Raw genomic sequence first — 20,134 nt, 5'->3', positions numbered from 1 at the left:
ATCAATCATCAAACCAGCCAAACCAGGTGGGTTTGCTGAAGTCAGACACCTGACTCCAACTGCGCAACAGTGTGAGCGAATCAATGGCAAAACCCTGGGTTTGGGCCAAGCCAATCACCTCATCTTGGTTCCGTGCTGATTTCACCTGGTCCTTGAGATCAGGCCGTGTTTTCACCAGCTGGATGAACGACACCAAAGCCGCATCTTTCTCTGCATCCGTCAGGGTGGGTGCCGGGACGCTGGCCGGCGGGGCAGCGGACTGATCCCGGGTCACTGCAAAATCTGCGGGGCCAAGCATTCCCTCGGATTCAGCACCATCCATCAACAGCGCACGCCAGCGGGACAATTGACGGAACGCCCAGCTCCAATGGGCTGGATCGGCTCGGTGAACAGAGGCCAGATCGGCATCGGAGCTCTGCAACCAATCCATAGCCAGATATCTCCCCCATTCCGCCAAGGTGATCGAGTAGCCACGGATGTTGGCGTAGGCAACGATGTCGTAATGGGAGCCAAGCGTCTTGATTCCCGTGGCTAGCCCGTGATCATCAGCAATTGCCTGGACGAAACGCTCAAGTTCAGAGTTAGCCATCATCAGCACTCCTGAATCCAGAGGGCAAAATTAACCTTTTCACAGATCATCTGCAGCACCAAAGGACCGCCCGGGCACTGAAGAATTCGCCAGGGCACCTTTGATTCTGTGACGCCCGAGTCCACCAGAATCTTGGGGGGACGCGTCGCCTGCTCAAGCGGGATAAGCGAGGCAGCCAAAGGGCTCTCAGCCTGCTTCAACAATGCATTGAGATCATCAAGCGAGGCGATTTGATTCAGTGCCGATCCGGATTGATGCAATTCAACAAATCGACGGATCTCTTGAGCTGCGCTTTCGGCAACGGCCATTCGGCTTAAGCTTTTGCTGGACGGAATCATAATCCAAATGTACCATCCTCAGATTTTTCAAATTCTTGATCGGCAATGAGCGAACGCTTCGACACTCTTTTCGCTGTAATGAGTGAAGAGACGGCGATGGAAACGTTGCTCAAGCCGCCTGCCGAGCTGAAGAATCCCGGCCTTAAATATCTCGCCGCGACCCGTCTAGGGGCCTGCCAATCCCCCGAGTCCCTTCAGAAACTCCTGGCAGCCGGCGCCAACGACTCCGACGACCTCTACGAACGCATCACCCGGCGCAAGGCGCTCGAAGCCCTGGGCCGACGCAAAGACCGCTCGGCTCTTCCCGTTCTTCTTGACGCCTTGCGAGCCGATGACGAACCCACCGTCGTCAATGCGGCTGATGCCATCGCCCGGCTGGGCACACCGCTGAATAAGGAAGGGCAAACGGCACTGCTGCAAGCGCTTCGTGGCCCCGACAACCAACGCCGGGCGGTTCTTCAAGCCTTCTGCCGCCTGGGCATGAACGATGCCAGCGGCCAGATCGATCGTTGCCGCAACGACAGCAATCCCCTGGTGGCGGGAGCGGCCCATGCCTATGCCGTTCGGGTGATGGGCGACCAGCAAGGCCTTCCACCACTCGTGGAGCAGCTCGAGGATGACAACCCCGGTCGAAGACGGGCCGCCGTGATCGATCTGGGAGATGCGGGCCGGATCGAAGCACTGGCGGCGTTGATCCGTTGCCCAGTGTCGATGCCCCTGCGCGCCAAGAGTGCGTTTCAGATGGCCACCAGCCAAGCGGGCGCCATTGATCCTGATGCGGCAGATCTATTGAAGAAGCTGCTTCAGGATGATCCAAGACAGTTGAACCTGGACGGCATTCCGGAAACCGCTGCCGAACCCGAAGCGATTAAGGAGGGACTGCAGCATCGGGACGAAGCCCGCCAGTACGCCGCCGCCAAAGCCTTGATGGCTTTGCCCAGATCAGCCCAACTGGATCAGATCGATGCGTTGCGCTCCAGCCTCGGCAGCGACTACGGAGTTCACTACCTGCTGGCGAGCTGCACCGGACTGCTGGAGCTGCATGAACGCAGCGACCTGGTGCGCGAGGCACTGGCGGAAACAGCACCGCAATATGCGAAGTCCCGAATCGCGGGCGCCTGGAGCTGCCTGCGACTAAGGCTGCGGGATCAAACATCACTGCTGGAGGAGGTTGGCCGCAGCCATCCCTGGCAGCCGCTGCAGTGGAGCTGCCGTGAAGTGGCGCTTCTTCTCTCTTAAATCGAAGCTACTTCGTATTTTCATTCTTCTTTCTTTTTTCATGTATTGAGAAGCCTGAAGCAATTCCCCCCATGACCGGCGGGCGGCGTACGGTCCCTGGGTGATGCATCGCATCTGACCCCTCCCTTAAGCATTGATTATGCTCGACGCATTCTCTAGGCAGGCTGTTTCCGCTGATTCCAGCGGCAGCTTCATCGGCGGCGCTCAGCTGAACGACCTGAAGGCATTCATTGCCGAGGGCAACAAGCGTCTGGACGCTGTGAACGCCATCACCGCCAACGCTTCCTGCGTGGTTTCCGACTCCGTTGCAGGCATCTGCTGCGAAAACACCGGCCTGACCGCCCCCAACGGTGGTGTGTACACCAACCGCAAGATGGCTGCTTGCCTGCGTGATGCTGAGATCATCATGCGCTACGTCTCCTACGCCCTGCTGGCTGGTGACGCTTCCGTGCTGCAGGACCGCTGCCTGAACGGTCTGCGCGAGACCTATGCAGCTCTGGGCGTTCCTTCCGGTTCCGCTTCCCGCGCTGTGGCCATCATGAAGGCCTCCGCCTGTGCGCACATCACCAACACCAACAACACCACTGGTGAGAAGCGCAAGATGCCTGTGACCGACGGCGACTGCAACGCACTCTCCGCTGAGGCTGCTTCCTACTTCGACATGGTGATCAGCGCTATCAGCTGAACCGCCTGAGATTTTCAAGCACAACCTTCTTTTAAATCAATGAAGTCCGTTCTCACCACCGTCATCGGCGCCGCAGACAGCGGCTCCCGTTTCCCCACCAGCTCCGATCTGGAGTCTGTGCAGGGTTCCCTGCAGCGTGCAGCCGCCCGTCTCGAGGCTGCTGAGAAAATCGCTCAGAACTATGACGCCATCGCTCAGCGCGCTGTCGACGCCGTCTACACCCAGTACCCCAACGGTGCCACCGGCCGTCAGCCCCGCCAGTGCGCCACCGAAGGCAAGGAGAAGTGCAAGCGCGACTTCGTCCACTACCTGCGTCTGATCAACTACTCCCTGGTTGTTGGCGGCACCGGCCCTCTGGACGAACTCGCCATCAACGGTCAGCGTGAGGTCTACAAGGCCCTCAGCATCGACCCCGGCACCTACGTTGCTGGTTTCACCCAAATGCGTAACGACGGCTGCGCTCCTCGCGACCTGAGCCCCCAGGCTCTGACCGAGTACAACGCTGCTCTCGACTACGTGATCAACTCCCTCGCCTGATTCTTAGCCGAGAGATTCGATTCGAACTCCATTGCAGGGGGCGGTTCATCCGCCCCCTTTTTTCATGCTCAACCAGCGGTGGCCTTGCAGGCGGCTTGGGCACGCATCGCCACGAAGGGGTCAGGGTCATCCAGGGCCGAGGCCAACTGCGCGGGAGACGCCACCATCGCAGCGGCATAACGGGCTTCCCAGAACGGCGTGACTTGCGGATCAAGCCATGACGCCAACGTTGTGTCTGGATCCTTCACAAGCTTCAAACCGGCCATGGCCAACACAGCAGCGGGCTTGGATTTCATGAATTGCGGCCGGCGCGTGGTGATGGCTTCCGAAAGGATGGAGTCGATCAGACCGAGGGCCTCATCAGGCCAGGGCCCGATCCTGGAAAACAGGCGGATGAAAAAGTAATGCGCCCCATAGTCGTTGTGGGCCTCGGCATGCCACCGCTGCTCCAGAGCTGGCCAGAGCTGCTCGGCCGAATGGTCCTGCAAAGTCTGCAGTGCGAGGTAACTGCGACTGAAATCCGTGCCGAAAAATTCCTGAATCAGGAAATCGGCTGAGGGCGGCTGGTCGTAGGCGTGCACCAGTTCCAAGGCTTCCGGTCGATCGACGATCAACCCATCAAGCAGCTCGATCAGATCAAGACCATCGTTCTGCAGCCGACCCTCAGGCCAGAGCGCACGCAACGCCCGCATCCGAAACACCGGCGAAACCGGTGCGCGCAGAATCTGAGGCAGAAGCTCGGTTGCCCCGGCATTGATCGCATCCTGAATCGCCGACTGGCGATCCATCTGATTGGGCAACAGCGTTTGCTCGCCAAGAACGGAGACGTGATCACGGCTGCCTCCCAGACGGATGCTGGCACTGATGGCCGCACCGCGGACCCCCGGCTGGTCCGACGTCTGAAAGCTCGCAATCAACGGCTCAGCTTCGGCGACATTCAGCGCGGCAAGGCTCTGAATCAACACCCGTCGGTTCTGGGCTGGGTCAGACAACAGCTGCTGCAACCCCTTATGAACGGCGGCGTCTTGGCAGTTCAGCTGTTGAAGCGCAAAAGCAGAGTTTTCAACCAGATAGGGGTCGTCGCTGTTCAGGCAGTTGGCGATGGCAGCCATTGCCTCCTGACAGCCCAGCCGTCCCAGCACTTCCACAGCCTTCCGCCGCGCCAATTTGCGTGGTTGCGCTTGCTCCGGATCCATCACCAAGGCGATCAACGCCGTTTCCGTTTCGCGGCCCGGAAAGTTGATCAGATGGGCCGCCGCCATGTAGGGATCACTCTGTGACTCCAGCTCCTCCAGCGGAGTGCTCAGCAGGCGGATCGCATCGCCTTGGGACAGCCCCGGATGGATGTTGTCAAAAGCTCCGGTCAAGGCAGCACGCTCTTGGAAGGTTAATTCTGCAGGACCCCACAGCCCGGAAGGCGTGGATCTGCTCTCGTAAGGAAGATTGCGAAAGGCTCGAAAATCCCTGCAGCTGCGGCATCTTCAGCCCAGTCACATCGCCTGCCATGGGACCCACCCTTGCCACATCCATTGCTGTACGAACAGGGATTGAGCCCGGTTCGCGCCCTTGGACGGCACGCTCGGTACGGGTGCCGTTTGCACAGCTCTGCCGCAGCATGCAGTCCATGCACAACCGTGGCCTTGCAATTGATTCGGTGGCGTTCTCCTACGGCTCCGGTGAAGCCAGCGCACCGGCCCCGGCAGCAGCACCAGTGGCCGTTTCAGAGGACTCTCCCAAAGCTGCGGCCAAGAAGCCAGCCAGACGCGCCGGACGTCGCACACGCGGCTGAAGTCAAGCCGGGCGATCAATCACCTGGAAGATGCCATCGGCCGGCCGGCCGGCCGTGAGTCCACTCCAATTGATCGCCTGCAGAAACCCGTCTGGATCGCGGGTTTCCACCACATCCACACCCCAGCCGCCCTGCTGAAGCGGGGCGCCGGGAGTTCCCTCGGAATCCTTACGACCACCAAGAGCCATCACGGCATGGTCAGTGGAATGCCCCTGATCAGCGCGAATCTTTCGCCAGGCCTGACCGATCTCTTCAGCCAACTGGCCTGGAGTTGCCGTGGACTCGAGGCTGATCTTCCAATGCGGGTGGCTGAGCGCTTCCGCCAATGTCACAGAGTCGCACTGCTCGGCCAACGCTTGGGCCAGGGCCTCAAACGCCAGCGGAGGCACCGCGGAATCTTGGATCTGCAGGTTGTGGGAAAGGACGAATCGGGTCACAACAAACAGTGCAATCCGGTGACCTTAGCGATGGGAGAAACGGATAATGAACGGCTGCTTCAGCCTTGCCGTGACCGAATCGATGTCTCCCGTAAGCAGCCCTGAAACGCTTCAGCTGAGCGAAGAGGAAGCCGAGCAACTGGCTGAGGAGCTGAAGCAACAACTGCGGCAGGGCGAGCGTCTCGTTGGTGACACCCAGGCGATCGAGCGCATGGTGGCCGGCCTGGGAGACCGGCGTGGACTGCTGCGCCTCACCTTCGCCGAAAGCCTCGGCACCGTTGGCGGTGCTGCCGTTCCAGCCCTGTGCACCGCGATGTGCGACCACGAGAACGTGACGGTGCGCCGCGCGGCCGCCAAAACGCTGACGTTGATTTCCGATCAACGCGCCCTTCCATTCCTGCTGAAGGCTCTGCTCAACGATGCCGATCCCGTTGTCCAGGGATCGGCCGTTGGCGCCATGGCCGCCATTGGCCCCGCTGCCGTTGATGGATTGCTCGACATCCTGGTGGATCCCGGCAGCACCCCCATGCAGACGGGCCTGGCTAGCTGGGGCCTGGCCTTCGTGGGCGCACGGGCTCCGGAGGCCTTGCGCAAGGCTGCCCAATCAACCCATGCCCAGATCCGCACGGCAGCCATCGCCGCCCTCGGGGATCAAATCCAGAACCTTGGGGATGAGGATGCGCGTCAGCTGCTCACCAATGCCCTGAGGGATGCAGATGAAGACGTGCGCGCTGAAGCGACAACCCTGATGGGCAAGCTCAACGAAAGCGAATGGGCCATCCCACTTCTGCTGCCAAACCTGCAGGACGAAGCGGCACTCGTGCGCAAAAATGCTGCCTTGTCGCTGATGAAACTGGAGAACCCTTCCGTGATCGGGCAACTCCAGCAGTGCATGGAGACGGAGAGCGACCCGTCAGTCGCTGTGGTGCTCAAACTCGCTGTGAATCAGCTCAGCCGCGACGAGTGAACAGAAGCGCTTGCCTCATTCACGTAATGTCACATCCGTGGTGTTCGCGTCGAGCACTGCATGCGCAACTACGGGACGAAGGCTGAGGGGCCTTTGTCCCGTATTTTTTGCTTATCGGCTGCTCTCAAGTCGGCCGAGGGAGGCTTCCACCATCTGCCGGCACAGCGGATCGGTGGAGGGATCAGCCAGCACCTCTCTGAGACAGGCTTCTGCACTGGGATCAGGAATTTCAGCCAACGCCATGGCAGCTGACTGCACATGGGCGATGTTGTCTCCCTTGCAGATCTGAATCAACAAGGGAAGCGCTTGAACACCCACCTGGCCAAGGGCCATCACTGCCGACTGCGACACCACGGGGGAGTCGTCCGACAGCGCCTTCTCCAGCACAGCCATCGCGGCAGGTGAGAAGGTCTGATCCGGGTAGTTGGATGCAATCTGGGCGTAGGCCTTCACGCAGCTGGCGCGCACCGTGCCGTCCGTGCTGTTTTCAAACAGCTCCGCAAGGGGTTGCAATGCTGTCGCACCAAAGGCTCCGAGACCGCGCACAGCAGCGCGACGCAAGGACACATCGGGTTGATCCAACAGCGAGATGAGGCGTGGCATCGACTCGTTTGGCCAATGGTCAACCATCGCCAAATAAGCCTGGGTCTGCAGATGGGGGTTGGGATGGGCCAGATCCGCAAACAACGCATCCAGATCAGGACGTTCAACCTGCGACTGCGAAGTCATCAGAACTCAAAAACTGCAAAGCCCCCTGAACATCAGGGTTCCTTGCAGCCTAGGTGGAGCACTGCTGCCAATGAACATCATCCAAGTTGAACGACATCCGTCGACATAAGCATGAAAAAAGGAGGCCTTTCGGCCTCCTGATTTCTATGAATGAGTGACGCGAAACAGGCGCTCAGGAGAGAGCGTTGATCACGTAGTCGAGGTAGGACTTGAACTCGTTCAGAGCCTGGGGGCTCATGTCGCGAGGTGCGCAAGCACGATCGCGGGTGTAGGTCAGAGCTTCGACGTAAGGACCGGTGGGAAGACCCAGGGTGCGGTACACCTCACGGGCTCCGGCGATGCCCCACTCGTCCAGAGGGCCGGTGCCGCCAACCACGAGGCAGTAGTTGATCAGGCGCAGGTAGTGGCCCAGATCGCGGTAGCACTTGTCCACCTTGGTCTGGTTCTCACCAGCTTCACCGGGCTGCTTGAGATAGGGATACTTATTGAAGCAGGCATCGCCAGCTTCCTTGGTCACGGCGTCGAGGCCAGCAGCCAGCTTTTCAGCGGCTTCCAGACGAGCGGCGGCACGCTGGATGTTGCCCTGGACGGCCTCAAGGTCGTTCTGGGAGGGGAAGCGACCGGCTGCGTCAGCAGCGGTCACAACGGTGGTGACGACGGATTTCATCGTGGAGATCCTTTAGATGGAGGTTGGTGTTGAGGAAATGGGAAAACCCGGTTGACTCAGGCGACGGCGCTGATCACGCGATCGAAGTAAGAGGCAGCCTCAGCAACAAGAGCGGAGCAATCGCCTTGGGCGGTCTCCATCTTGCGGAACTTGGTGCCACCCAGTGCAGGGGTGTTGGTCTCACCGATGTGAGCGGTGGCCGAGGCCTTCATGATGGCCACAGCGCGGGCAGCGGACTGGGTGGGAACGCCCAGAGCGATGTAGGTCTCCTTGAGGCCGTTCAGGCAGCGGTCATCCAGCACGGAAGCATCGCCAGCCAGCAGGGCGTAGGAGATGTAGCGGAGAACGATTTCGCCGTCACGCAGGCAAGCAGCCATGCGGCGGTTGGGGTAGCAGTTACCACCAGCCTGGATCAGGCCAGTGTTCTCGCAGATCATGCCGGTGACTGCATCGGACACGATGCAGGAGGCATTGGAGGTGATGGCGTTGACAGCGTCGAGACGCTTGTTGCCTTCAGCAACGTACTGACGAAGAGCGGAGATATCGCCGGCACCGACAGCCGCAGTTTTGGAGTCAGCGCTGACGACGGAACGGGAGAATGCGTCGAGCATTGGAAAGCCAGACAAGGGGAGGGACTGCTTCTCGAAAGCCAGGTTTGGAATGAAGCACCCACCTCGAGCTGAGGGGGGAATACAACGAACCAGGCTTGGCCTGCGAAGCGCCCTGAAAAAGTAACTTGGTCAAAGGGCTGCCCCTGCGAAAGGGGGGTGTTCACGCAATGCTTCGTCACTTAGATGACATTTATTGCGAGTTGATGCAGATGTCAGCAGCGGCGATAAGGGCATCTGGCGAGCAAGCAGAGCGCTTTTCCGGCTTGCATTCAGGTTTTTCAACCCAAACCTGTTAATTAGTAGGACACCAGAAAGGCATCTCAAGCAGATCCCTGATGCGGCTTACCATCGTGCGACCGTTGAGCACCGATGGCCGAACCCACGCTGCAAGAACTGAACGACTCGATTGCAGAACTCGAGGCGTACCGCAACCGCCTGCGCGATGGCGTGATCGCCATGGGGAAAAAGCTGAAGCTGCCGCAGAAGCGAATCGACGCCACTGTTGCTGAGCATGCGGAACTGCAACGCCTCGAAGAGGTGCTGGAGCAACTGCTCAAGCAGCAAAAGATCATGACCAACGCCTGAGCGATGACGTCGTTTGTGCCGCCAATGACCATGGCGGACTTCCTCAAAGCCAGCCGCGGCACCTGGTTGAACCGCCGCTCAATACATCACCTGGACCATCAGGACGATCAAGCGGCCGATTCCAATCTAGTGATCGAGCCATTCGATGCCTCAGACCCCGTTGTGCAGCGGGTCTGTGACGCACTCCAGCTGGCGATAGACCGCGCCGCCGGTGGAGGCCGCTTCTGGTGGGAAAGCAACCTCAAAAAAGCGGTTCGAAACGACGACTACGCCGCCGTCATCGTCGATGTGCCTGAACAGGGCAACCCCCGCAAGGGCTTTTTGCTTCGAGACGTCGGTTACGTCGAGAAGAAATCGGTGGTGAGCACTTACGCCTTTGCCGACGACGGCGTTCTCACCATCACGACGCGTTACGACACCAACGTGGGAATTGAACGCTGCTGGTTTGTCACCGATCAGGTGCGCATGCGCGTGAGTTCCGTCCAATTCCTGGATGGGGTCTCCATGACGACGTATTGCACCGAGTTCCGCTGTCCGTCAGCCGATGACTTGACTGAGACCCGTCGCCAGGCCAAGGCACTCGCTGCGCGCTACTCGACCGCAGGAGGGAGTGATGTTTGATCCATTTCTGGAGCATTTGCACGCTGGTCTCCAGGAGCGTGGCGCCAAGGCGCAAGAGGTCGACGCTCAATTCGCGTTCAAGCAGTCAGAAAAGCAGAGCAGCACCATTCGCAGCTGGCTCTGGGCTGTTCCTGGCTTTCGCCGCTGGCGCGTCACACGCCTGGATGCCGGCGACACCCTGCAGGTCCTGAACTCAGTCGCCTACCCCGACTGCAGCCTGGACCATCCGATTCTTGGCGTGGATCTGCTGTGGTTTGGCGCCCGTCAAAAGCTGGTGGCCGTCTTGGACTTCCAGCCTCTGCAGCAAGGAGAGGCCTATCTCCAGCGCCATTACAAGGAATTGACCGCCCTGCATGAGCGGTACCCCGATCTCAGTGGCGAGGAGACCATGCGCTCCTTTGACCCGAATCAGTACTTCTCCCCTTGGCTGCTTTTCTGTCGCGGCGGTGCCGAGGAAGCGCAGACCTCACTCCCTCCTGCGTTTGAGGGGTTCATGGCGGCCTACTGGCAGATGCACGACCGCGCCTGCAGCGAAGAAGGCCAGCTCAAGGCCGGGGAGGTCGCTGACTTGCAACTGGAATACGACCGCTACAGCGCCGAGCGGGACCCCGCCCACGGACTCTTCTCAAGCCACTTCGGCAAGCCATGGGCCGATGCCTTTTTGAGTGACTTTCTTTTCCCCGCCCGCCTTTGAATCCGATGTCTAGTCCTGCGGCACCACGGGCGACCAGCCTCGACCCGGTTCAACTTCCCGGTTGGCGTTGGCAGGGGTTTCTCGATGAAGCGGTTGCCGCCCTGCAACCGCTGGAGCCAGAGCCCTATCCCATTGATCCTCAGTTCCTCAGCCGTGAGGGGGTGACGGGATCCAAGGCCAAGCCGCTGCCTGTGGCCACAGCAACCTGGGCTTGCCAGACCGAGAAATTTCGCCAGGTCCGTGCCGCCTGCGTGTCTGCCGGGAGCGCGGCCTCGGTGCTCAACTTCGTTATCAACCCAAGGACGCGCTACGACCTGCCCTTTTTTGGCGCTGATTTGGTGACCCTCCCCAATGGCCACTTGCTGGCCTTGGATCTTCAGCCGGTTGATCGGGGAGATCGCCTTCACACCGAAGCGGTTTGGACGGAGCTCCTGCCGATCTTTGAGCGGTGGAAGCAGGCCTTGCCTGACGGAGGTCCCATACCCGATGAGGCCCAGCCCTACTTCTCCCCGGGATTTCTTTGGACGCGGATTCCCCTTGGCGATGAGGGTGATGACCTGATTCAGGCCGTGATCCGCCCGGCCTTTCAGGAGTATTTGCAGCTTTATCTCAAGCTCGAGGCTGCCGCGAGTCCAGTGGCGGCGGAACGATCAGAGCTGCTGCTGGCTGGCCAAAAGCGCTACACGCGCTACCGCGCCGAGAAGGATCCGGCCCGAGGCATGCTCAGCCGTTTCTATGGCTCGGAGTGGACCGAGGCTTACATCCACGATGTTCTCTTCGATCTCCAGTCCCAGTCCGCCTAGAGCAGCCCGATGGCATGAAGCGGGCCGCGTCCGCTGAGGATTTCAAGGAGGAAAGCGGAGAAGCCGAGCATGGCCAAGCGACCGTTCCAGACCTCAGAGCTGTTGTTCCAGCCCCAGGCCCACTTGTCCTGGGGATAGAGCTTGACCTTGGTGGGTAGAGCGGCGGCTTGATCGAGGTTGACCTCGGGTCCTTCTAGGGCGTGTTGGACGAGGTTGGCGAGGCCATTGATAAAGGAGGGAGTGGTGTCGAGTGCGGGTACGCGTCGGAAGTTGGTGATGCCGGCTTCCGTTGCGATCTCGCGGTACTCGATATCGATTTCCTCGAGGGTTTCGATGTGCTCGCTGACGAAGCTGATGGGGACGACGACGAGGTCTTTGACGCCGGATTCACCGAGCTCATTGAGGGCGTCATCGGTGTAGGGCTTGAGCCATTCCACCGGACCCACACGGCTCTGGTAGGCCAGGGTGAAGGGATTGGAGTGGCCGAGATCGCTGGCCAGCTTGTCCATGATCAGCTGGGCGCAGGTTTCGATCTCCTTTTGATAGGGATCACCGGCTTCCTCGACGTAGCTCTTGGGGACGCCGTGGGCGGAGAAGAAGACGTGGGCGTCAGCGGGGTTGGGGCAAGCCTGGATTTCTTTGCCGATCAGTTCGGCCATGGCCCCGATGTAGCCGGGGTCGTTGTAGTAGCTGCGGATGCAGCGGATGGGGAGCTTGGAGAAGGAGGGATCGCCCTGGCGGAGGCGTTGCAGTTCGCGGAAGCTGGAGCCGCTGGTGCTGATGGAGAAGTGGGGATAGAGCGGGAGGACCACCACCTCATCGATGCCGTCGGCCTTGATGTCGGCGACGGCGGATTCAGTGAAGGGGTGCCAGTAGCGCATGGCCACGTAGCTGGTGGCCTCAATGCCGCGTTGGCGCAGGGTGCTCTGCAGTTCCCGTGCCTGCTGCTCGGTGATGCGGCGCAGGGGTGAACCACCGCCGATGGAGCGATAGGCGGCCTGTGATTTGCCGGCGCGCAGGCTGCTGATGAGCCAGGCGAGGGGTTTTTGGAGTGCCGGGTTGGGGAGCCGGATGATCTCCGGGTCAGCGAAGAGGTTGTAGAGGAAGGGGCCGACGTCCTGAATGCGCTCAGGGCCGCCGAGGTTCAGCAACACCACGCCGACCTTGGCCATGCCCGGATCCCCTGACAAACGATGAAAGCGACCGTAAAGGGCCTGAAGGGGGGCAGGCGGAAAACCGCGTGGACCTCAAGAACTTGTCATCCCTCGCCACCACTGCTCAGTCGTCCAGGGGGTGGTTAAACATTATGAACGCCTTCGCAGGTGTGCACTGGGCAGTGGCGACAATCACACCGACGGGATGCGGTATGCCTCCCGGCAGACCCATCCATAGCGTCTGCAGTCCCCTCCCTCAGACGAAGCCCAAAGGAGTTAACTCATGTTCGACGCCTTCACCAAGGTTGTCGCCCAGGCCGACGCCCGGGGCCAATTCATCGGCGCCGGCGAGCTTGACGCTCTGGCCGCCATGGTTTCCGACAGCAACAAGCGTCTGGATGCCGTCAACCGCATCACCAGCAACGCCTCCACCATCGTGTCGGCCGCTGCTCGCCAGCTGTTCGCTCAGCAGCCCGCTCTGATCGCTCCTGGCGGCAACGCTTACACCTCCCGCCGCATGGCTGCTTGCCTGCGCGATATGGAGATCATCCTTCGCTACGTCTCCTACTCGATCTTCACTGGCGACGCTTCCGTGATGGAAGACCGCTGCCTGAATGGTCTGCGTGAGACCTACCTGGCCCTCGGCACCCCCGGCGCTTCCGTCGCCGCTGGCGTGAACCTGATGAAGGAAGCCGCCATCTCGATCGCCAATGACAAGTCCGGCATCACCCAAGGTGATTGCACCGCCCTCATGAGCGAGATCGGCACCTACTTCGACCGTGCTGCTGCCGCTGTTGCCTGATCCGGCACCAGTTCACGTCCACCCTTTTCTTCCTCCGTCATGAAGACGCCTCTCACCGAAGCTGTTGCAGCTGCTGATTCCCAGGGTCGTTTCCTGGGCAACACCGAAATCCAAGGCGCTTTCGGTCGTTTCAATCGCGCTAAGGCCAGCCTCGAAGCTGCTAAAGCTCTCACCGCTAAGGCCGACACCCTGGTGAACGGTGCTGCACAGGCCGTGTACAGCAAGTTCCCCTACACCACCCAGATGCAGGGCTCGAATTATTCGGCTACTGCGGAAGGTAAGGCCAAGTGCTCCCGTGACATCGGTTACTACCTGCGCATGGTCACCTACTGCCTCGTGGCAGGTGGCACCGGTCCCATGGATGACTACCTCCTGGCAGGTCTTGATGAGATCAACCGCACCTTCGAGCTTTCCCCCTCCTGGTACGTGGAGGCTCTGAAGTACATCAAGTCCAACCACGGTCTGAGTGGCGACGCTGCTGGCGAAGCCAACACCTACATCGACTACGCCATCAACGCACTGGTCTGATTCAAAGCCTGCGATGCTGCAAGGCTCCCCTCGGGGAGCCTTTTTTGTTGCCATGGCAATGACCCAGGAGTCCTTTGCTTCGGAAGGAATGCCCATTGACGAGGAGGAGGCGCTCAGGCGGCTTGAGCAACGAGATGATGCTGCCGATCGCTATTACGCCGCGTGGTGGCTTGGCCATGAACGGAGCCTGCACCCACGCACGCTCCCTCTGCTTCGGAAGGCTCTTCAGGAGCTCTTGAGCGCAGGTGAAGAACCAGACGAGGACTCCAGGACCCTTGGCTTGAATGTGCTGCGGGCCATGGTCCATCTCGATTCCAGCTCAGCCCGAGAGGAAATCCTCAGCTGCTTGATTCACCACGACAGCAATATCCGCGAGGAAGCCACGCGTACTGCCGCCTCAGAGGGGTTGCTTGAATCTGTTGCTGTGATCTGTTCCCAGCTGAATGCAGATGATCTCACCAACGACCGCTTGATCGAGGCGCAGATCGAAGCACTGGGAGATCTTGGGGATGCCAGTGCAGCTGTGATCGAGACCCTGGTTCGATTCACCGGCGACTTAAGGCCATTGATTCGCTCCGCATCGCTGAGAGCAATGCTTTTGCTCACCGCTGATGCCAAGTGGGCGACTGATTTTCCCTCGCTTCTTCAAAGCTCTTCCACGCTGGTTCGACGTGGAGTCCTGCTCGACCTTGGTGCGGTCGGCTGGATTCCTGCCCTTGATTGGATCAGTCAAAGCCCAACTGAGAACAGCATCAAATTGATTGCTTTACGTGGACTTGCCGAACACCCCCGCGGCCATGAGCCCTTAGGTATGACCGACGAGCAGGCCTGCCAAATGGTGCTCCAAGCGATGGACCAGCTCCTATGACATCTGGTTCCGAGCTGGCACAAGCAATTGCTTCCGTGGATGCGGCCACGACAAGTGCTGAGCTCATGCAGGCAACCGCTGCACTCGTTCGTTGTAAGCACATGGGTGCGATTCCAAAGCTGCTTGAGGTCATTGGGTTCAACAACCCCGCCTTGGCGGGTATCGCCTTTAGCGGCCTTGTGGCCTTAGGGCCTGAAGCCGCTCCACAAATCCTGGACCGCCTCGACCCGCAAAATTACGGAGCAAGAGCATGGTCTGTTCGAGCCCTCGCCGAGATTGCGGATAGTTGTGCTTTGGACGCCCTGATTGAGGCCCTCTGCAACGACATCGGCCCGAGCGTCAGAAGAGCAGCCGCCAAGGGGCTCGGCAACCTGAGGTTGAGGGGTACAGCAATGGAGATCAGCAGTCAGCGACAACGTTGCGTTCATGCGCTGAACCACGGCACCCAGGACAGCGAATGGGTTGTTCGATATTCCTGCTGTGCAAGCTTGGAGCGCCTTTTGTCAACTGGAGCATTCGAGGATCAGGCCATCCAGAGCCTGCGGGAACGAACGGGAATGACTGAACGTGTCAAGGTTGTGCGCCTTCGGGCTTCGAAAGCCCTCCAACGCCTCAATGCCGGATGACCCAAAAACTGTTGTTTGTCTGCCTTGGCAACATCTGCCGCTCACCAGCAGCCGAAGGTGTTTTCTTGCATTTGCTTGAGGAACGTGGTCTTAGTAATCAGTTCCTTGTTGATTCCGCCGGCACGGGCGGCTGGCATGTCGGCAACCCGGCGGACCTGCGCATGCGCGCCGCCGCTGAGCGCCGCGGCATTCATCTCCCCAGCCGTGCCCGTCAGATCGAGCTGGCGGACTTCAGCAACTTCGATCGCATCCTCACCATGGATGAGGACAATTTGCGGGCGGTCCGCTCCTTGGCCGGAGAACTCGGAGCCCGCTCTGACCTCGCGCTGGTGGAGTCGATGACCAGCCATTGCCGACGTTTTGGCGACAAGGAGGTCCCTGACCCCTACTACGGCGGTGAGCAGGGGTTTGAGCACGTCCTCGATCTGCTCGAAGACGCCTGTTCAGGTTTGCTCGAGACCCTGACGCGCGATTAGTTGGGATCCGGCCAGGCGTCGTGGGGGACGCGCTCGCGGAAGAGATCCACGAGCCGCTGAATCACGGCGTCGATGGGCATGCCATCGGTGATCAGCTCGAGGGCATCCTCCGCCTGGGTCAGGGGGGCTACGGCCCGGGTGGAATCCAGGTGGTCCCGCTCGGCAATCTGCGCTTCGAGATCGGCCCGCTCCGGCACCTCAAAACCACGCTGTTCGAGATCGAGGGCCCGCCGGCGGGCCCGCTCGCTCACGGTGGCGGTCAGAAACACCTTCAGCTCGGCGTCGGGGAAGACAGCCGTGCCGATGTCCCGTCCTTCCGCCACCAGGCCACCGCGGGCGCCCATCGCCTGTTGCTGCTGGGTCAGGGCCTCGCGGACGCAGCCATGGGCGGCGACCACGGAGACCTGGGCGGTGACCTCCGGTGAGCGGATGGCCTCGGTGACATCGACCCCGTTGACGCTGACCCGTTGGCCGCCGCCGCCGCTGCTGAGCTGCAGGTCGAGGCCCGCCAGCAGGGGGGCGACCGCTTCGGCATTGCTGGGCTCGACGCCGCGCTCTTGCACAAGCCAGGTCACGGCGCGATACATCGCTCCGGTGTCGAGATAGATCAAGCCGAGCCGTTCGGCAAAGGCGCGGGTCACCGTGCTTTTGCCGGCACCGGCAGGGCCATCGATGGCAACGATTGGGGCTCGGCTCATGAGAAAGACGTGGTCAATCAGTCGGCTGGGGCCGCAGTGGGCCGCCACCGCCAGCACGGTGAGTCCGCTGAGACGGGGTTGGGCCTGGAGGCACAGAGGCTTCACGGCCTCCACATAGTCCACCACCATGCCCGCGCCCTCCAGGGCCTGATGGACGTCGGCTTGCACGGGGGCGAGGTCGAGGCCCGGCTGCTGCAGGCAGCGGGTGGCTGCTTGCAGCAGGGCATGAGGCAGGACGGCAGCCTGCCGTCGCTCGTCGCTTGACAGGTAGCGATTGCGGGAGCTCATGGCCAGACCATCGCTCTCCCGCAGGGTGGGGCACCCCCAGACCTGGACCGGGAGAGCCAAGTCGCGGATGACCCGTCTGAGGATGACCAGTTGCTGCCAGTCCTTCTCCCCGAGCAGCAGGACCTGGGGACGGATGAGGGCCAAGAGACGGACGACCACCGTGGCCACCCCGTCGAAATGGCCCGGCCTGTGCCGGCCGCAGAGCCCCTCCTGTAGGGACGGTGGCGGTTGGATTCGGGTGAGCTCGTGCTCGCCCCCCGGATAGATCTCCTCGACACTGGGGGCGAAGAGCGCATCGGCGCCGGCCGCTTCAGCGAGTTGGAGATCGGCCTCCAGGCAGCGCGGATAGCGGGTGAAGTCTTCGTTGGGCCCAAACTGCAGCGGGTTCACGAACACGCTGGTGAGCACCAGGGGCTTGGCGTCCCCAGGGGCCGCTCTGCCGGCGCGTTGGATCAGGCTGCCGTGGCCCCCATGCAAGGCCCCCATGGTGGGAACGCAGTGCAGGGGGCGTTCAGCGGAGCCGTTGCGCCAGGCCTCGAGCTCGGCGCGCGTTTGCAGCAGCTGCACAGCGAGGGGCGAATCCCTACTGAGCTTGCAGCACTTCGAGCTTCACCTGGGCGATTCCGCTGGAGATCAGGCCGAGCTGGCTGGCGGCTCCGTGGGCCAGGTCAATCACCCGGCGGCCGTGGAAGGGGCCCCGGTCATTGATGCGGACAACGGCGCTGCGGCCGTTCCAGAGGTTGGTGACACGCACCTTGGTGCCAAACGGAAGGGTCCGGTGGGCCGCCGTCAGGGTTCCGGGGCGGAAGACTTCACCGCTGGCGGTGCGGTTGCCGTAGAAGCCAGGGCCATACCAGCTGGCTTCGCCGGTGCTCACGGAGCGAACACGGGGTGCGGAGGGAGTCGCAATGGGAAGAGCCGGGGCTGCGGGCTTCTTCAGGGCATCGGACTCGGTTCCTGGGGTTTCAACGTTGCTCAGGGCAACGGTCTTCGCCGCGGGGATCTCGGGGATCGCTGGGCTCTTGGTGGCCAGCACCGGATTGGCATTGCTGCTTCCAGAGAGCAGGAGCGCAAATCCGCCGAGGAAAAGGAGACGACGCATAACAACCGGAACACCTAGTCACGGGGACGCGACTGGCTGGATTTCAACTCGATGGCAAAGGCGACAAAAACGCGTTGTTTCTGTAGCGAATGCGCGGAGGTGTTCCTCAAGACGTAAAAGGTCAGCTGAAAGTTAGTCGGAGTTGCATCAACGTCTCCTGACACATTGACCGGCTGGCATTCATCAGGATTGGCAATCACGCCGGGAAACTCTTTCCTCGGCAGGGCTTCGGGCTCATGAATTGCCAGTCCGGCATTGGCGGTGGCAATCGCTTTGATCAGTTCAGCTGATTGAAGCGTGGTGCAATCTGGGGATTGTCCACTTGTTTTTGGCGTCTTGGGGTGGCTGAGGGGGCAGGATCAGAAGAAGAGATGGGCCGTCTAGGGCATGGACTACCGCACTGCTGGTGTTGATGTGGTGGCTGGGCGTGCGTTTGTCGAGCGCATCCGCTCCAGTGTTGAGTCCACCCGTCGGCCGGAGGTGGTCGGTGGCCTGGGGGGATTTGGTGGGCTCTGCCGCATTCCTGAGGGGATCAAGAAGCCCCTGTTGGTTTCAGGAACCGATGGGGTTGGGACCAAGTTGGAGTTGGCCCAGGCCCATGGCCGCCACCACGGGGTTGGCATTGACCTCGTCGCGATGTGCGTCAACGACGTGGTGACAAGCGGGGCTCAGCCGCTGTTTTTCCTGGATTACATCGCCACCGGGAAGCTCACGCCCGAGGCCATGGCTGAAGTGGTGGAGGGCATCGCCGACGGCTGCCGCCAGAGCGGCTGCGCGCTCCTCGGCGGAGAGACCGCCGAAATGCCGGGGTTCTACGGCCCGGGCCGCTACGACCTGGCTGGTTTTTGCGTGGCGGTGGTCGATGAGGACGCGCTCATTGATGGCCGCCGCGTGCAAGCCGGTGATCGCATCGTGGCTGTGGCCAGTAGCGGTGTTCACAGCAATGGCTTCAGCTTGGTGCGCCGGATCCTGGAGGCCCACGGGGTGACCGCCTCCACGCCGCTCGAGGGGGAGGGGCTGCCTGTGCTGGATGCCCTGCTGGAGCCCACGGTGCTCTATCCGTCCTTGGTGCAGCGCCTGCTGCAGGACGGGCTGGACCTGCATGGAATGGCCCACATCACCGGTGGCGGTCTGCCGGAGAACCTGCCGCGGACGCTGCCCGCCGGTGTCCATGGCCGCATTGACCCAAGCAGCTGGGAGCGTCCCGCTCTCTTCCGTTGGTTGCAGGAGAAGGGTGAAGTGCCGGAGCGCGATCTCTGGAACACCTTCAACCTCGGAGTGGGCTTGGCTCTGGTGCTGCCGGAGGCCGAGGCGGAGCGCGCCATCGCCGTCTGTCAGGAGGCCGGGCACCGTGCCTGGTTGCTGGGCAGCGTGGAGGCCGGCGAGGCCGGCGCTGAGCCGTTGGCGGGTTTGCCGTACTGAAGCGGCGGTCTAGACCTGCCAGATTGCTTCAGTCATGCAAGATCCCGGCTACAGCCTCTTGTTGTTGTCTAGGTTCCGCGCAAGCTGTTTTGTGGTTGTTCCGTAATTCAGTTCTATTGGCCGTTGTTCAGATTTCTCTCTGTTCAAGGTTCTGTTGTTTATAGGGTTGTTTGAGATGTCTTTCAACGTGCAATCTTCGTCTGCTTTCGTAGGTAATTCCGGGCGCATCACTCGACGCCGCAGCTCCGCGGGCCCCGTTGCTCCCAATCGTCCCCTGCGCCGCGAGCCCTACCCGGGCCGTAGCAATGTTCGTCCTACTTTCTTGACCCTGAGGGACCACGGCAAGGTGTTCGTGGCCGACCTGCCGCGTCTCTCCGATGGCCAGCTCGCCCATGTGGGCAAGGAAGCAAAAGAGGTGATGGAGAGCCTCTGCCGGCGCCTTGAGGAGCTCGAGCAACAGCTCAGCCTCAACCCCCAGGAGCAGGAAACGCGCATCCGCGCGGCCACCAAGCGCGACGTCACCGAGCGCTTTATCCGTGCGGTGGAAGAGGAGCAGGAGCAGCGCCGGACCAATCCCGCCTTGAAGGCGGCCGCCGGTGAATCCTTGGCCCGCGCCTTCCTGGAGATCGCCCGGCACCGTCTTCCCGGTGCCACCTTCGACTCGCTGTTGCAGGAGGCCCTCTCCGCCTGTGACGAAGGCCCGAGTGAGCCGGCCGAGGAGGTCCAACCCCAGCCGCCTGAGCCCGTTGCCCCTGAGCCCCCCCGGGCCCGGGTCGTGCCGATGGTCCGCCGCATCGAGACCCCCCAGCCGCCTGAGCGGGAACAGATGACCGTGGTCTTGACTCCCGATCCTTCTCCCGAGATGGGCGGCGACTGAGC

Annotated in this window: 25 protein-coding genes; 15 read left to right on the top strand and 10 right to left on the bottom strand. The window is 61.3% G+C overall.

Going from position 1 to position 20,134, the window contains the following annotated elements:
- Position 1 precedes the first annotated feature (1 nt).
- Complete coding sequence (locus tag H0O22_RS08430; RefSeq protein ID WP_185186246.1) at positions 2–589, bottom strand: Nif11-like leader peptide family natural product precursor; 588 nt, start codon at positions 587–589, stop codon at positions 2–4.
- Between the two features lie 2 nt (positions 590–591).
- Positions 592–897: a hypothetical protein gene (locus H0O22_RS08425; protein ID WP_185186245.1), complete on the bottom strand. Its 306-nt coding sequence runs from the start codon at positions 895–897 to the stop codon at positions 592–594.
- 108 nt (positions 898–1,005) lie between these two features.
- Here H0O22_RS08425 and H0O22_RS08420 point away from each other — a divergent pair, with 108 nt between their 5' ends.
- From H0O22_RS08420 to mpeA, 3 genes are all read left to right on the top strand, one after another.
- The gene (locus tag H0O22_RS08420; RefSeq protein ID WP_370521421.1) at positions 1,006–2,166 is read left to right on the top strand and encodes a HEAT repeat domain-containing protein; all 1,161 of its coding nucleotides are present in this window, start codon (positions 1,006–1,008) and stop codon (positions 2,164–2,166) included.
- A 139-nt stretch (positions 2,167–2,305) separates the two neighbouring features.
- Positions 2,306–2,851 (top strand): bleomycin hydrolase, encoded by a 546-nt coding sequence (locus tag H0O22_RS08415; protein WP_185186243.1) that lies wholly within the window; start codon positions 2,306–2,308, stop codon positions 2,849–2,851.
- A 39-nt stretch (positions 2,852–2,890) separates the two neighbouring features.
- Positions 2,891–3,388 carry a class 2 C-phycoerythrin subunit alpha gene (gene mpeA, locus H0O22_RS08410; RefSeq protein ID WP_043695066.1) on the top strand — a complete coding sequence of 166 codons (498 nt, stop codon included), beginning with the start codon at positions 2,891–2,893 and terminating at the stop codon, positions 3,386–3,388.
- A gap of 68 nt (positions 3,389–3,456) precedes the next feature.
- Here mpeA and H0O22_RS08405 read toward each other — a convergent pair whose 3' ends face one another.
- Complete coding sequence (locus H0O22_RS08405; RefSeq protein ID WP_185186242.1) at positions 3,457–4,755, bottom strand: HEAT repeat domain-containing protein; 1,299 nt, start codon at positions 4,753–4,755, stop codon at positions 3,457–3,459.
- Positions 4,756–5,179: 424 nt separating this feature from the next.
- Positions 5,180–5,614 (bottom strand): DUF2656 family protein, encoded by a 435-nt coding sequence (locus H0O22_RS08400; protein ID WP_185186241.1) that lies wholly within the window; start codon positions 5,612–5,614, stop codon positions 5,180–5,182.
- A gap of 82 nt (positions 5,615–5,696) precedes the next feature.
- Here H0O22_RS08400 and H0O22_RS08395 point away from each other — a divergent pair, with 82 nt between their 5' ends.
- On the top strand, positions 5,697–6,581 hold the full coding sequence (locus H0O22_RS08395; protein WP_255439235.1) for a HEAT repeat domain-containing protein: 885 nt from the start codon (positions 5,697–5,699) through the stop codon (positions 6,579–6,581).
- 111 nt (positions 6,582–6,692) lie between these two features.
- On the opposite strand, the gene H0O22_RS08390 is transcribed toward H0O22_RS08395, so the two are convergent.
- The 3 genes from H0O22_RS08390 to cpeB all read right to left on the bottom strand — a co-directional run bounded on the left by H0O22_RS08390 (position 6,693) and on the right by cpeB (position 8,588).
- Positions 6,693–7,310: a HEAT repeat domain-containing protein gene (locus tag H0O22_RS08390; RefSeq protein WP_185186239.1), complete on the bottom strand. Its 618-nt coding sequence runs from the start codon at positions 7,308–7,310 to the stop codon at positions 6,693–6,695.
- Between the two features lie 172 nt (positions 7,311–7,482).
- The gene (cpeA, locus tag H0O22_RS08385; RefSeq protein ID WP_011932400.1) at positions 7,483–7,977 is read right to left on the bottom strand and encodes a class 1 C-phycoerythrin subunit alpha; all 495 of its coding nucleotides are present in this window, start codon (positions 7,975–7,977) and stop codon (positions 7,483–7,485) included.
- Positions 7,978–8,033: 56 nt separating this feature from the next.
- Positions 8,034–8,588, bottom strand: coding sequence for a class 1 C-phycoerythrin subunit beta (gene cpeB / locus H0O22_RS08380; RefSeq protein ID WP_185186238.1), 555 nt, complete (start codon positions 8,586–8,588; stop codon positions 8,034–8,036).
- A gap of 369 nt (positions 8,589–8,957) precedes the next feature.
- On the opposite strand from cpeB, the gene H0O22_RS08375 reads away from it, so the two are divergent.
- From H0O22_RS08375 to H0O22_RS08360, 4 genes are read left to right on the top strand one after another with little or no spacing between them, the layout of a single operon-like run.
- The gene (locus H0O22_RS08375) at positions 8,958–9,173 is read left to right on the top strand and encodes a hypothetical protein (RefSeq protein WP_185186237.1); all 216 of its coding nucleotides are present in this window, start codon (positions 8,958–8,960) and stop codon (positions 9,171–9,173) included.
- Between the two features lie 3 nt (positions 9,174–9,176).
- On the top strand, positions 9,177–9,794 hold the full coding sequence (locus H0O22_RS08370) for a phycobiliprotein lyase (protein WP_255439233.1): 618 nt from the start codon (positions 9,177–9,179) through the stop codon (positions 9,792–9,794).
- Complete coding sequence (locus H0O22_RS08365; protein WP_185186236.1) at positions 9,787–10,488, top strand: 15,16-dihydrobiliverdin:ferredoxin oxidoreductase; 702 nt, start codon at positions 9,787–9,789, stop codon at positions 10,486–10,488. The genes H0O22_RS08370 and H0O22_RS08365 overlap by 8 nt, the downstream gene beginning before the upstream one ends.
- Before the next feature lie 5 nt (positions 10,489–10,493).
- Entirely contained in the window at positions 10,494–11,291 is a 798-nt protein-coding gene (locus H0O22_RS08360) for a phycoerythrobilin:ferredoxin oxidoreductase (protein WP_185186235.1), read from the top strand.
- On the opposite strand, the gene hemH is transcribed toward H0O22_RS08360, so the two are convergent.
- On the bottom strand, positions 11,288–12,463 hold the full coding sequence (gene hemH / locus H0O22_RS08355; RefSeq protein WP_185186234.1) for a ferrochelatase: 1,176 nt from the start codon (positions 12,461–12,463) through the stop codon (positions 11,288–11,290). The genes H0O22_RS08360 and hemH overlap by 4 nt on opposite strands.
- Before the next feature lie 265 nt (positions 12,464–12,728).
- Here hemH and H0O22_RS08350 point away from each other — a divergent pair, with 265 nt between their 5' ends.
- The 5 genes from H0O22_RS08350 (at position 12,729) to H0O22_RS08330 (ending at position 15,745) form a co-directional block, all read left to right on the top strand.
- Positions 12,729–13,247 carry a phycocyanin subunit beta gene (locus H0O22_RS08350; protein ID WP_185186233.1) on the top strand — a complete coding sequence of 173 codons (519 nt, stop codon included), beginning with the start codon at positions 12,729–12,731 and terminating at the stop codon, positions 13,245–13,247.
- A 39-nt stretch (positions 13,248–13,286) separates the two neighbouring features.
- Positions 13,287–13,775 carry a phycocyanin subunit alpha gene (gene cpcA, locus H0O22_RS08345; protein ID WP_185186232.1) on the top strand — a complete coding sequence of 163 codons (489 nt, stop codon included), beginning with the start codon at positions 13,287–13,289 and terminating at the stop codon, positions 13,773–13,775.
- A gap of 13 nt (positions 13,776–13,788) precedes the next feature.
- The gene (locus tag H0O22_RS08340) at positions 13,789–14,643 is read left to right on the top strand and encodes a HEAT repeat domain-containing protein (protein WP_185186231.1); all 855 of its coding nucleotides are present in this window, start codon (positions 13,789–13,791) and stop codon (positions 14,641–14,643) included.
- Positions 14,644–14,708: 65 nt separating this feature from the next.
- Positions 14,709–15,269, top strand: a complete 561-nt coding sequence (locus tag H0O22_RS08335; protein ID WP_185186230.1) for a HEAT repeat domain-containing protein — start codon at positions 14,709–14,711, stop codon at positions 15,267–15,269.
- Positions 15,266–15,745: a low molecular weight protein-tyrosine-phosphatase gene (locus tag H0O22_RS08330; RefSeq protein ID WP_185186229.1), complete on the top strand. Its 480-nt coding sequence runs from the start codon at positions 15,266–15,268 to the stop codon at positions 15,743–15,745. Before H0O22_RS08335 ends, H0O22_RS08330 begins: the two co-directional genes overlap by 4 nt.
- Here H0O22_RS08330 and H0O22_RS08325 read toward each other — a convergent pair.
- Complete coding sequence (locus H0O22_RS08325; protein ID WP_185186228.1) at positions 15,742–17,298, bottom strand: bifunctional pantoate--beta-alanine ligase/(d)CMP kinase; 1,557 nt, start codon at positions 17,296–17,298, stop codon at positions 15,742–15,744. The genes H0O22_RS08330 and H0O22_RS08325 overlap by 4 nt on opposite strands.
- Before the next feature lie 16 nt (positions 17,299–17,314).
- The gene (locus tag H0O22_RS08320) at positions 17,315–17,833 is read right to left on the bottom strand and encodes a septal ring lytic transglycosylase RlpA family protein (protein WP_185186227.1); all 519 of its coding nucleotides are present in this window, start codon (positions 17,831–17,833) and stop codon (positions 17,315–17,317) included.
- A gap of 387 nt (positions 17,834–18,220) precedes the next feature.
- Between H0O22_RS08320 and purM the strand changes: the two genes are divergently transcribed.
- Complete coding sequence (gene purM, locus H0O22_RS08315; RefSeq protein ID WP_185186226.1) at positions 18,221–19,255, top strand: phosphoribosylformylglycinamidine cyclo-ligase; 1,035 nt, start codon at positions 18,221–18,223, stop codon at positions 19,253–19,255.
- A 175-nt stretch (positions 19,256–19,430) separates the two neighbouring features.
- Positions 19,431–20,132, top strand: coding sequence for a 2-hydroxyacyl-CoA dehydratase (locus H0O22_RS08310; protein WP_185186225.1), 702 nt, complete (start codon positions 19,431–19,433; stop codon positions 20,130–20,132).
- The last annotated feature ends 2 nt before the right edge of the window (positions 20,133–20,134 follow it).

This window comes from Synechococcus sp. LTW-R, from assembly GCF_014217875.1.
In the GTDB taxonomy this organism is placed as follows: Bacteria; Cyanobacteriota; Cyanobacteriia; order PCC-6307; family Cyanobiaceae; genus Vulcanococcus.
Note: the sequence above shows the minus strand (reverse complement) of the source record. Positions and strands in the feature narration are given on the sequence as shown.

Coding starts and splice junctions, on each gene's coding strand:
- H0O22_RS08390 (WP_185186239.1), bottom strand. CDS start 7,310: ATGACTTCGCAGTCGCAGGTTGAACGTCCTGATCTGGATGCGTTGTTT.
- H0O22_RS08350 (WP_185186233.1), top strand. CDS start 12,729: ATGTTCGACGCCTTCACCAAGGTTGTCGCCCAGGCCGACGCCCGGGGC.
- H0O22_RS08365 (WP_185186236.1), top strand. CDS start 9,787: ATGTTTGATCCATTTCTGGAGCATTTGCACGCTGGTCTCCAGGAGCGT.
- cpeA (WP_011932400.1), bottom strand. CDS start 7,977: ATGAAATCCGTCGTCACCACCGTTGTGACCGCTGCTGACGCAGCCGGT.
- H0O22_RS08370 (WP_255439233.1), top strand. CDS start 9,177: ATGACGTCGTTTGTGCCGCCAATGACCATGGCGGACTTCCTCAAAGCC.
- H0O22_RS08420 (WP_370521421.1), top strand. CDS start 1,006: ATGAGTGAAGAGACGGCGATGGAAACGTTGCTCAAGCCGCCTGCCGAG.
- mpeA (WP_043695066.1), top strand. CDS start 2,891: ATGAAGTCCGTTCTCACCACCGTCATCGGCGCCGCAGACAGCGGCTCC.
- cpeB (WP_185186238.1), bottom strand. CDS start 8,588: ATGCTCGACGCATTCTCCCGTTCCGTCGTCAGCGCTGACTCCAAAACT.
- H0O22_RS08430 (WP_185186246.1), bottom strand. CDS start 589: ATGGCTAACTCTGAACTTGAGCGTTTCGTCCAGGCAATTGCTGATGAT.
- H0O22_RS08340 (WP_185186231.1), top strand. CDS start 13,789: ATGCTGCAAGGCTCCCCTCGGGGAGCCTTTTTTGTTGCCATGGCAATG.
- H0O22_RS08415 (WP_185186243.1), top strand. CDS start 2,306: ATGCTCGACGCATTCTCTAGGCAGGCTGTTTCCGCTGATTCCAGCGGC.
- cpcA (WP_185186232.1), top strand. CDS start 13,287: ATGAAGACGCCTCTCACCGAAGCTGTTGCAGCTGCTGATTCCCAGGGT.
- H0O22_RS08375 (WP_185186237.1), top strand. CDS start 8,958: ATGGCCGAACCCACGCTGCAAGAACTGAACGACTCGATTGCAGAACTC.
- H0O22_RS08310 (WP_185186225.1), top strand. CDS start 19,431: ATGTCTTTCAACGTGCAATCTTCGTCTGCTTTCGTAGGTAATTCCGGG.
- H0O22_RS08425 (WP_185186245.1), bottom strand. CDS start 897: ATGGCCGTTGCCGAAAGCGCAGCTCAAGAGATCCGTCGATTTGTTGAA.
- H0O22_RS08395 (WP_255439235.1), top strand. CDS start 5,697: ATGTCTCCCGTAAGCAGCCCTGAAACGCTTCAGCTGAGCGAAGAGGAA.
- purM (WP_185186226.1), top strand. CDS start 18,221: ATGGACTACCGCACTGCTGGTGTTGATGTGGTGGCTGGGCGTGCGTTT.
- H0O22_RS08360 (WP_185186235.1), top strand. CDS start 10,494: ATGTCTAGTCCTGCGGCACCACGGGCGACCAGCCTCGACCCGGTTCAA.
- hemH (WP_185186234.1), bottom strand. CDS start 12,463: ATGGCCAAGGTCGGCGTGGTGTTGCTGAACCTCGGCGGCCCTGAGCGC.
- H0O22_RS08335 (WP_185186230.1), top strand. CDS start 14,709: ATGCAGGCAACCGCTGCACTCGTTCGTTGTAAGCACATGGGTGCGATT.
- H0O22_RS08320 (WP_185186227.1), bottom strand. CDS start 17,833: ATGCGTCGTCTCCTTTTCCTCGGCGGATTTGCGCTCCTGCTCTCTGGA.
- H0O22_RS08330 (WP_185186229.1), top strand. CDS start 15,266: ATGACCCAAAAACTGTTGTTTGTCTGCCTTGGCAACATCTGCCGCTCA.